The 10,699-nt window shown below is 62.0% G+C and carries 9 protein-coding genes, 1 pseudogene and 1 riboswitch; of the genes and pseudogenes, 5 read left to right on the top strand and 5 right to left on the bottom strand.

All coding sequences use genetic code 11. The features are described from left to right. From WCA85_RS16330 to thiC, 4 genes are all read right to left on the bottom strand, one after another. A partial coding sequence (locus WCA85_RS16330; RefSeq protein ID WP_424065575.1) for a DMT family transporter occupies positions 1-468 on the bottom strand: 468 nt, incomplete at its 3' end. Between the two features lie 311 nt (positions 469-779). Beyond that, complete coding sequence (locus tag WCA85_RS16335; RefSeq protein WP_424065577.1) at positions 780-2,378, bottom strand: L-lactate permease; 1,599 nt, start codon at positions 2,376-2,378, stop codon at positions 780-782. A 488-nt stretch (positions 2,379-2,866) separates the two neighbouring features. Further along, positions 2,867-3,430 carry a hypothetical protein gene (locus WCA85_RS16340; protein ID WP_424065578.1) on the bottom strand — a complete coding sequence of 188 codons (564 nt, stop codon included), beginning with the start codon at positions 3,428-3,430 and terminating at the stop codon, positions 2,867-2,869. 186 nt (positions 3,431-3,616) lie between these two features. Then, positions 3,617-5,548: a phosphomethylpyrimidine synthase ThiC gene (gene thiC / locus WCA85_RS16345; RefSeq protein ID WP_424065580.1), complete on the bottom strand. Its 1,932-nt coding sequence runs from the start codon at positions 5,546-5,548 to the stop codon at positions 3,617-3,619. A 188-nt stretch (positions 5,549-5,736) separates the two neighbouring features. Further along, positions 5,737-5,855, bottom strand: a riboswitch (TPP riboswitch). A 261-nt stretch (positions 5,856-6,116) separates the two neighbouring features. On the opposite strand from thiC, the gene WCA85_RS16350 reads away from it, so the two are divergent. From WCA85_RS16350 to WCA85_RS16370, 5 genes are all read left to right on the top strand, one after another. Next, positions 6,117-6,968: a DUF1223 domain-containing protein gene (locus WCA85_RS16350; RefSeq protein WP_424065582.1), complete on the top strand. Its 852-nt coding sequence runs from the start codon at positions 6,117-6,119 to the stop codon at positions 6,966-6,968. Positions 6,969-7,010: 42 nt separating this feature from the next. Further along, positions 7,011-7,649 (top strand): cytochrome b/b6 domain-containing protein, encoded by a 639-nt coding sequence (locus tag WCA85_RS16355; protein WP_424065584.1) that lies wholly within the window; start codon positions 7,011-7,013, stop codon positions 7,647-7,649. A gap of 92 nt (positions 7,650-7,741) precedes the next feature. Continuing rightward, a complete protein-coding gene (locus WCA85_RS16360) occupies positions 7,742-8,536 on the top strand; it encodes a molybdopterin-dependent oxidoreductase (RefSeq protein ID WP_424065586.1) in 795 nt (264 codons plus the stop codon). A 129-nt stretch (positions 8,537-8,665) separates the two neighbouring features. Beyond that, on the top strand, positions 8,666-8,944 hold the full coding sequence (locus WCA85_RS16365) for a pentapeptide MXKDX repeat protein (RefSeq protein ID WP_424065587.1): 279 nt from the start codon (positions 8,666-8,668) through the stop codon (positions 8,942-8,944). Between the two features lie 409 nt (positions 8,945-9,353). Then, positions 9,354-10,268 carry an EamA family transporter gene (locus WCA85_RS16370; protein ID WP_424065589.1) on the top strand — a complete coding sequence of 305 codons (915 nt, stop codon included), beginning with the start codon at positions 9,354-9,356 and terminating at the stop codon, positions 10,266-10,268. A gap of 62 nt (positions 10,269-10,330) precedes the next feature. Here WCA85_RS16370 and fadH read toward each other — a convergent pair. After that, a pseudogene (fadH, locus tag WCA85_RS16375) lies at positions 10,331-10,699 on the bottom strand (NADPH-dependent 2,4-dienoyl-CoA reductase); the annotation flags it as partial.

Here is a 10,699-nt window from a genome sequence, read left to right on the forward strand (position 1 = left end):
GCTCAAGGGCGTGACGCTGCCCCCGTGCGGCGCGGCGATCTGATCCCAGACGAGCATCAGCACGCCCGCGAAGCCAACCACGAGGCCGAGCGTGCGCATCGCGCTCAACCGATCCTTGAGCCACAGGAAAGCCACCACCGCGCCCCACAAGGGCGCGGTGGCGTTGATCACCGACGTCACCCCTGCCGCCAGCGTCAACTCAGCGTAGGCAAAGAGGCAAAACGGCGCCGCCGAATTCAGGATGCCGACCACCAGCAGCGGCACAGCACGCGTACGCAGGAGCGCGGCCGATTCGCGCAACGGACGGCGCGCCACCAGCACGACAGCGAGGAACAGGGCGCCGATGCCGACCCGCAAAGCCATCAGCGGAGCCACACCAAAATCGGCGACGCCCACGCGAATAAACAGGAACGACGCACCCCACAGGGCGGCGAGAATGAGTAACTGGAACAGGTTTTTCGGAGTCATTTGAGGCGCGTCCCGCGCGGTTGAGTCGAGAGGCCAGAAGATGGTAACAGTGCGGTTTCGCTAATGTTTCACGCTTGAATGAAACAGCAAGATATTCTTGCCGAGCCGCTTCTTGTCTCGCTAAGAGTAGGCGCAGCGCGGATCTACGTAAAACGAGCAATTCTCACTGATATGTGAGAAAAACTGACACTTGCTTGCAGGGGGAGGCGAAGAGGCGAATAGACAGACGCCAAACGGCTGGAGCGAGCCAAAAAATAAGGGCACGCCCTCAGGCGTGCCCTCCGTGCTTTCCACCTGATCAGCCCGCCCGCTTAATGCGGAATCATGCCCTGCAGGTAGTTTTGCTGCAGCCAAACCAGAATGCCGAGCACGATCGTCAAGATCAGCGAATGCTTGAAGGTCTTGGCGAACACCACGCCTTCCCTGCCCTTGAGTTCGGTGGTGGCGACACCCGTCGAGATGTTTTGCGGCGAGATCATTTTGCCCATCACGCCGCCGGACGAGTTGGTTGCGGCCATCAGCACCGGGCTCAGATTGAGCTGATTGGCGGCAACGACCTGAAGGTTGCCGAACAGCGCGTTGCCCGAGGTATCGCTACCGGACAGGAACACCGCGACCCAGCCAAGAAACGCGGACACCAGCGGAAAGAACGCGCCCACCGACGCGGCGCCGAGACCCAGCGTATAGGTGAGTCCCGAATAGTTCATCAGATACGCGAGGCCGACGATGGCCACCACCGTCAGGATGGCGATACGTGTCTGCACCCATGTATCGATGATCGCGCAACCAAATTCACGCACGGAGAGACGCACGAGAAACGCGGTGATGATCGCCGCAACCAGAATCGCTGTGCCGGTGGCGAGCGGCTGGAAGTCCCAGATGGCGCCATACGGCGTGTGGTAGAGGGTGATGTAGACCGCCTTGTCGAGGCCAGGCCACGGCACCTTGACGTCGCCGATCGTGAACACCTTGGCGATGGTCCAGATAATCACGACCACCGATACGATGATCCACGGATACCACCCTTGCGCACCGTTGATCTTGCCGCGCACCTCGCCGACGCGGTCGACGTTCACCGCGAACTTTGGATCAGCGGCGGGTTTCCAGACCTTGAGGAACGACACCGTAACGATCAGCGAGACGAGCGACGAAAGCACATCGGTCAGGCTGTAGTTGACGTAGTTCGAGGCGAGGAACTGGGTAATGGCGAAACTGCCGCCCGCAACCAGCAGCACCGGCCAGATGCGCAGCATGTTGCGAAAGCCCGCATAGACGGCGATCACATAGAACGGCAGCAGGAACGCGAAGAACGGCAACTGGCGGCCCACCATCTTGGCGAGGCTGTCGGCGGGCAGGTGCGTGACGGCGGCGAGTACGGTGATCGGCACGCCAAGTGCGCCGAAGGCGACCGGCGCGGTGTCGAAGATCAGCGTGAAGGTCAGCGCTTCGAGCGTCGGAAAGCCCAGCATGATCAGCAGGGAACTGGTGATGGCGACTGGCGTGCCGAAGCCGGAGATGCCTTCGAGCAGCGCGCCGAACGAGAAGCCGACCACCACCAGCACGATGCGCCGGTCGTTCGGCAGATTGTCGACCATCCACATCCGGAAGGCGGCAAAGCGGCCCGAGCGCTGTGCGATGTTGTACAGCAGGATCGCGGTGACGACGATCCACATGATCGGCCAGCACGCGAATACCGCACCCGCGACGACCGAGTTGATGGCGAGCCCCGCCGGGAACTGCCAGCCAAAGATCGCTACCAGCAGCCCGACAATCAGTCCGGCGAGACTGGCCTGCCATGCAGGACGCCGGGCCAGACCGAGCAGCACCAATACGGTGATGATCGGCAGTGCCGCGACCAGGAACGATGGCAATAGGGCGTTGCCGATGGGGGTCAACAGTTGGTGAAACATCACGTCTCCTTCATTGTTGTTCGAATCGACGCGACGGACCGCGGTCAGACGAGTCGGGCGTAGCAGGACGGATGGCGACAACGGTGCGGGTGAAGCAGCGCTGGATCGCTAATTAAACAGGTAATGCATGCGGCAGCCCACAGGATAGAACGCGCGCTGGCACAGTCAAGACGGGGAAACTACGGGAGTGGCGCGGTCGGCGGCCTGGGTGGCGCGCATATGGCGCACAGGTGGCGGCGAGGTGACGTGGGCGTGGCATCGCGGCCATCAGCGCTCAGTGCCATGATGGTCGGACGCTTGTCCTTGGTTAGCGAGGGAAGATGGCCGCGAAACCATCACGCGGCGTGTGAGTGACAGGGGTGCTGGTTGCGCAGCTGAATAAGGCGCTCAGCAAGGTGTAGAGGCAGGCGCCCAGTCAAGCGCTGGGTCAAGCGCTCAGGGCGCAACGGGTAAGGCGATGGCGTGACGTGTGCGTTGGTAAGCCTGCGTTAGTGATAGTGCCAGCCGCCACCGCCACCGCCACCGCCATGCCAACCGCCGCCGCCGCCGTGCCACCCGCCACCGCCATGCCAACCGCCACCCCAGCAGCAACCGCCGCCCCAATATCCGCCGAAGCCGATCGAAACAGATGGTCCCCAATACGCGGGATAGCCATAGCCATAGCCATAGCCGTAACCGTAGTAAGCGGGATACCCGTACGGGTATGCCGGATAAGCCGGATAAGCCGGATAAGCCGACGCAGGGGCGGGCACATAGACCTGCTGCGTGGCCGTGTAGCCTGGCGCGGAAATCGTGGTGGACGGAACCACGTAGCCGGCCGAGGTCGTCACAGACGGCGGAGGGGGAGCAGGTATCGGATCGTGCTGATTGAGGGCGGGGGCAGGCTCGCCGCTTGCTGTCACCGGCACTCCCGTCTGGGCGGACCCAGCCGGTACGGTTGCGTAGTAACCGTTGGCCCCATAGGGATAGTAGCCGTATGGGTAATAGCAGCCGGACAAGGTGAGCGCCGCGGCGGCACTGGCAAGACGGGTGATGGCCGAAAGTGGACTCATGGCGCGCTCCTGACGCATCCGGAAGCCGCGATGGGTCGCGGCGTCATCATGATCTCACCAGCTTACGCCTGACGGTCCGCTCTAAGGTTGCAAAGTGGTTACCGTGTATTTCATAAGACAGGTTCAGGAGCGCCGCCCGATCACGCTACGAGGCGCCGCTGGCAAAAACCTGCGGCGCCCCGCGCATCACTGCCGCTGATAAATCTCGGCCCCCTTCTTCATAAACTCAATGGACTTGACCTCCATCCCCTTCTTGAGCGCCTCATCGTCCGTCACACCCTGCTGCGCGGCGAACTCACGCACGTCTTGCGTGATCTTCATCGAGCAGAAGTGCGGTCCGCACATCGAGCAGAAATGCGCGACCTTGGCCGAGTCCTTCGGCAAGGTTTCGTCGTGGAACTCGCGTGCCTTGTCCGGATCAAGACCGAGGTTGAACTGGTCTTCCCAACGGAACTCGAAACGGGCCTTGGAGAGTGCGTTGTCGCGCACCTGCGCGCCTGGGTGGCCCTTCGCCAGATCCGCTGCGTGTGCCGCGAGCTTGTACGTGATGATGCCGGTCTTCACGTCGTCCTTGTTCGGCAAGCCCAGGTGTTCCTTCGGCGTCACATAGCAGAGCATCGCCGTGCCGAACCAGCCGATCATTGCCGCGCCAATGCCCGACGTGATGTGGTCGTAGCCCGGTGCGATGTCGGTCGTCAACGGTCCCAGCGTGTAGAACGGTGCTTCGTCACACCATTCCAGTTGCAGGTCCATGTTTTCCTTGATGAGCTGCATCGGCACGTGACCCGGGCCTTCGATCATCGTCTGCACGTCATGCTTCCATGCAATCTGCGTCAGCTCGCCGAGCGTCTTCAGTTCGCCCAGTTGCGCTTCGTCGTTCGCATCGTAGATCGAACCCGGACGCAGGCCGTCGCCGAGCGAGAAGGCCACGTCATAGGCCTTCATGATTTCGCAGATGTCTTCGAAATGCTCGTACAGGAAGCTTTCCTTGTGATGCGCGAGACACCACTTGGCCATGATCGAGCCGCCGCGCGACACGATGCCGGTCATGCGCTTGGCCGTCAACGGCACGTATCGCAGAAGCACGCCGGCATGGATCGTGAAGTAGTCCACACCTTGTTCGGCCTGTTCGATCAGCGTGTCGCGGAAGATTTCCCACGTCAGGTCTTCGGCCTTGCCATTGACCTTTTCGAGCGCCTGATAGATTGGCACCGTGCCGATCGGCACCGGCGAATTGCGGATAATCCATTCGCGCGTTTCGTGGATGTGCTTGCCGGTGGACAGATCCATCACCGTGTCGCCGCCCCAGCGAATCGCCCAGGTCATCTTGTCGACTTCTTCGCCGATCGATGACGTCACCGCCGAATTGCCGATATTCGCATTCACCTTCACGAGGAAGTTGCGGCCGATGATCATCGGCTCGCTTTCCGGGTGATTGATGTTGTTCGGGATGATCGCGCGGCCGCGCGCCACTTCTTCACGCACGAATTCAGGCGTGATTTCCGTCAGACCATTCGGACCGAACGCGCTCGCGCCGAACGCCTGGCCCGGATGCTGGCGGCCCATCATCGCAGCGAGTTTTTCGCCGTTCGGGCCACTCGTCTTGAGCGTCTCAAGATACGCCGCGCGTTGCTGGTTTTCGCGGATCGCGATGTACTCCATCTCCGGCGTGATGATGCCTTTGCGCGCGTAGTGCATCTGCGAAACATTGGCGCCCGCTTTGGCGCGGCGCGGCGTGCGGTGCAGGCCCTGGAAGCGCAGTTCAGTAGTGGCCGGATCGGCGGCGCGTTCGCGGCCGTAGTCGCTCGTCAGACCGGTGAGCGCTTCGGTGTCGCCGCGCTCTTCGATCCAGCGTTGACGCAGCGCTGGCAGACCGGCGCGGATATCGATCTGCGCTTCGGGATCGGAGTAGGGGCCCGACGTATCGTAGACAAAGACCGGTGGATTTTTCTCGCCGCCGAAGCTGTCCGGTGTATCCGACTGGGTGATTTCGCGCATCGGCACGCGGATATCAGGCTGTGAACCGGTGACGTAGATCTTGCGGGAATTCGGCAGCGGCGCGACAGCGGCGGCATCGACGTGAGCGTCGGCGGAAAGGAACTTCGGATTGGCGTTCATGTGTTCTCCTGTGTCGACCAGAGTTGACGCTTTAGCGCCTTACTCGGGTCCCATGCAATTTATTGCAGTCGACCGGAGTTGACGTTTGAACGCGTTACTCTGGTCCCATGCAAAGCAATGTGGGGCCGCTAAGCAGGAGACGAGATGGAAGTTGTCGGAATTCGCCGGAGGATGAAGCGGTGCTGCAGTGGTGAATTCCGTACGCTTCCCTGCGCTGGCATTATCCAGATCAGGTTCAAAGGGTATTTCTCACCCACGCAGCACAGACCTCCAACCCCTGTGCGACGCAGGACCCCCGCGTTAGCAGCGCACACGATACACCGGCCACCCGCTGCTTGGCAACCCGTCTTGAAAATGGCGCTGCTCAACAGCCGGGGCGTCTGACGCTTCTCAGGCTTATCTCTATTGGGTTGCGCGGCGTGATGCGGCGCAGCACGGGCGGCATGCCGATTTACAGAGTGAAAGCCAGACGGCCGCTTCATTCCTCTGCAGAAAATAATTTTCCAAACCGCTGTCATAACAGCCGACGCGGCTCGACAAACGGACAGATTTCCTCGTGGAGCCTGTCATGCATCCTGTTACCCGCCGCTTTGCCGACTCGCGTTGTGTTCGCGCTGTCGTACTATTTGCCGCGCTCGCCATAAGTGGCGTCGCTCAGGCGGCCAGTGCGGCGGCCGCTTCCATGTGCTCGACGCACAGCCCGGCGCATCGTGTCGCGCTGGTCGAGTTGTACAGCAGCGAGGGGTGCAATAGTTGCCCACCCGCTGACCATTGGCTCGGTCAATGGAAAGACAGCGGCGCCGCGCAAAGCATCGTGCCGCTCGCTTTGCACGTCGACTACTGGAACGGTCTCGGCTGGACCGACCGCTTCTCGCAACATCAGTTCACCGAACGACAACAGACGCTCACCGATCTCGCCGGTGGGCACACGGTCTACACGCCGGAAGTTTTCGTTTCCGGCCGCGAGTTGCGTAGTTGGTCGGAATCCGCCAGCTTCGAGTCGCGCATCGACTCGGTGATCGCGGAGCCGGCCACGGCCGATGTCGCGCTAGAGCTGACGCCGCAACCGCAGGGCACGCCGGGCTTCGGCGTCGACGCACGTTTCACATCGAAAACAGCGTCCAAAGATCCTCTGAACGCCTATGTCGCGGTCTATGAAAACGCGCTCACTTCTCAGGTGCGCGCCGGTGAAAACCGTGGCGCGACGCTGCATCACGAGCGCGTGGTGCGGCAATGGATCGGCCCGGTGCCGCTCGCAGCCGGCAGCGCGCAGATTCGCCGCGCGATTACACTTAATGGTGCCGAAGCTTCGGACAGTGCAATGACCGACGCGCCCGGCAAGTACGGCGTCGTCGCCTTCGTTGAGGACGCCTCGACCGGTGAGGTCTTGCAGGTGGCCGAACTGGCCGCGTGTCATTGACCTGCACCGTCCCGATCAGGCAATCAATTTAAGGAGAGTGTCATGGCCACGCCGCACGCATTCACTGACGTAGCGCCACCCACCACACCGCCCACCGGCACGATTCAGCCGGTCTGGGTGCGGCTCACGCACTGGCTCAACGCGCTGGCGGCACTCACGATGATGCTGTCCGGTTGGCGCATCTACGACGCGTCGCCGATCTTCAAGGGCTTCATGTTTCCGCCTTCGATCACCCTTGGCGGTTGGCTCGGCGGCGCATTGCAATGGCACTTTGCGGCGATGTGGCTGCTGGTATTCAACGGTCTTGTGTACCTCGCGCTCAATCTGGCAAGCGGGCGTTTCGTACGCAAGTTTCTGCCGCTGTCGCCGCGCACCATCCTGCGCGATTTCATCGCCGCGCTGACTGGCAAGCTGTCGCACGCCGATCTGCGCCACTACAACGCGGTGCAGAAATTCGCCTACCTGTTCGTGGTGTGCGATCTGATCGTGCTGGTGCTCTCGGGGCTCGCAATCTGGAAGTCGGTGCAATTCCCGTTGCTGCGCGAGTTGATGGGCGGATACGACAACGCACGTGTCGTTCACTTTTGTGCGATGTCGCTGATGGCAGCGTTCATTGTCGTGCATCTTGCGATGGTCGCATTGGTGCCGCGCTCGCTGCTTGCCATGCTGCGCGGCCGTTAAGGGGCCCTCTAAGGCACCCACGCGAAGACATTCATGCTCAGGAATTCGTGCTCAAGAATTGATGGTCAAGGGACCATGCTTAGGAATCCATGATGAATACTCAGGACAAAAAGCCCACGCGGCGCATCCTCTCCGACAAACTCGATCGCGAGTCGATCCTGCTTGATGCCCGCCGTGAACTCGCCATGCCCTCGCGGCGTCTGTTCGGCAAGCAGTTGCTCACGCTCGGCGGCCTCACGATGCTGACTGGTTGCTCGCTGACCGACGACAAATCGGTCAACACGTTTCTCACGGCCGTCTCGCGTCTGAACGACAGCGCGCAGGCCTTCCTGTTCGACCCAAAACAACTCGCGCCAACCTACACCGAAGCGCAAATCACGCGACCGTTTCCGTTTAACGCGTTCTACGGCATTGACTCGGTGCCGGAGGTTGACGCCTCCAGCTACAAGCTGCAGGTCAGCGGCCTCATCACCGGGCAGCGTACATGGACCTTGCCTGAACTGTATGCGCTGCCGCACGCGGAGCAGATCACGCGGCACATCTGCGTTGAAGGCTGGAGTGCGATTGGCCGCTGGGGTGGCACGCCGTTCAGCGATTTTCTGCGGCGTGTGGGTGCCGATACGAGCGCGAAGTACGTCGGCTTCAAATGCGCGGACGACTACTACGAAAGCATCGATATGCCGACCGCCTTGCATCCACAGACGCTCCTCACGTTCGAATACGACGGCGAGCGGCTGCCCGCGAAATACGGCTTTCCGATGAAGCTGCGCATGCCGACCAAGCTCGGCTACAAGAATCCGAAACACATCGTCGAGATGTTCGTCACCAACACGTTTCCCGGCGGCTATTGGGTCGACCAGGGATACAACTGGTTCGGAGGCTCCTGACGCGCGCGGATTTGGACCCGACCCGCGAGCGGCAGAAGCTTCGGAAGCGCGCCGGCACGACCGGCGCTCATTTACCACGTATTGGCCTTTGATTCACCTTTTACCACTCACAATATACGGAGTTATCCCATGAAGAAGTTCGCACTCGCAGCACTCGCCGTGGCTCTTATGACGACTGGCACGGCCGCCTTCGCTCAGGCAAGCGGAGCCATGTCGAACGACGCCATGTCGCACGATACGATGAAGAAGGACGATATGTCGAAAGACGCGATGTCGAAAGACACGATGTCGAAAGACGCGATGTCCAAGGACGACATGAAGAAGGACAACATGGCCCCCGACGCGATGAAGAAGAATACCGATGCAGCGGGCATGAAACACGAAGCATCGGGCGCGATGGCCAACTAGACCGCGTTCGGGTGAGTCGTTCAGGCTCACGCAAGACCTATAAGGCACAGCGGGGATATGCCCCGGACTGTGCCTTTTTCGCTCAGGGAATTTACGATTCTTTCATCGACGATTGACGGTGTTCCTGCATAATGCTGCGTTGCGTGCCGAACGGTTGGCGCGCAGGGGCGTTTGTCGGCAGGTCGGCGAATGCCCGCTGCCTGTCGGGCGGGTCGGAGGAAGCGCGTGGAACAGCGCCAGACTGGCCGGTTTGATGGGTGAGTATTGGCCGTCCCTCGTTCCTCTGCCTGTTCTGCCGCCATGTCTTCCAGCCTCACCCGTCAGCCCGCATTCCCGATGCGGCGTCCGCCATCCGGCCATCCGGCCCCAAGCGGGGCGGCGCCCCGGCCGGATCTGGCGGGCTGAGCCGATGTCGTTGCAATTTCTCTCCCGTATTCCGCTGCGTCTTCCCGAGTCCCGTAACGGCCGTATTGCGCTTGCGCTCGCCGTCGTGTATCTCGTGTGGGGCTCGACCTATCTGGCCATTCATGTGGCGCTGGGCTCCTTCCCGCCGCTGTTGATGTCCGGCATGCGCAACCTGTTCGCTGGTATTGGCCTGTTCATATTCGCAGCGCGGCGCAAGCCGGTCTGGCCGAGCGCGCTAGAAATCCGTAACGCCGGCCTGGTCGGCACGATGCTGGTCGGCTTGTCTAGCGGCATGCTCGCCTATGGGATGCGCACGGTCGGCACCGGCACGGCGGCCGTGATGGTCGCGACCGTGCCGTTGTTTGCAACCGTGATCGCCGTGATCGCCGGGCGCAAGATTGGCCGGGGAGAATGGTTCGCGGTGGGCCTGGGGCTCATCGGCATCGCCATTCTGAGCCATGGCAGCGATTCAGCCGGCTCGGCCGGTGGCAGTCTGGCGATCCTGTGCGGCGCGCTCTTCTGGGCGGGCGGCGCCCATCTGGCCGGGCGCCTGAAGCTGCCCTCGGACCTCTTTCTTTCCACCGCGCTGCAGATTGGCCTGGGCGGTGCCATGTCGACGCTGGTTGCCTGGCTGTCCGGCGAGCGCATGATGGAGGCACATTTTCTGCCGCTACTGGCGTTCATCTATCTGATGCTGGTGGGCACCATGGCGGCCTATGTCGCGTATGGGTATCTGATCCGCCATACGAACCCGATCATCGCCAGCAGTTGCATGTACGTGAATCCGGTGGTGGCGGTGGCGCTTGGCGCGTTGCTGCTCGGCGAACCGGTGACGAAGTCCACGGTGATCGCAACGGCGGTGATTCTGGCAAGCGTGGGACTGTCGTTCTGGTTTGACCGGAGACGGGCTGCGGCTTGAGGGGAAGGGCTGTTCGCGGATGACGCCGCGGCATCCGCGCCCAACCGTTGTTGGAGCCGCCCCTACAACCGCGCCGCCAGTTCCGCGCCTTCGCGAATGGCCCGCTTCGCGTCCAGTTCAGTGGCGAGTGCCGCGCCGCCGATCACGTGATAGCGCGGCCCGTCCGCGGACGGCGTGGCAGGCTGAAGGTCACGCAACGATTCCTGCCCCGCGCAGACCACGATCGTCTCCACTTCGAGCCATTGCTCGACACCTTCGCGGGCGATCTTCAGACCGCGCGCGCTGATCTCCAGATACGACACGCCATCGAGCATACGCACGCCGTTGCGCGCGAGCGTCGCCCGATGTACCCAGCCCGAGGTCTTGCCGAGGCCCGCGCCGAGCTTGCCCGCCTTGCGCTGCAACAGCCAGATGTCGCGCACGGGTTGCGC

This window comes from Paraburkholderia sp., from assembly GCF_049581445.1.
In the GTDB taxonomy this organism is placed as follows: Bacteria; Pseudomonadota; Gammaproteobacteria; order Burkholderiales; family Burkholderiaceae; genus Paraburkholderia.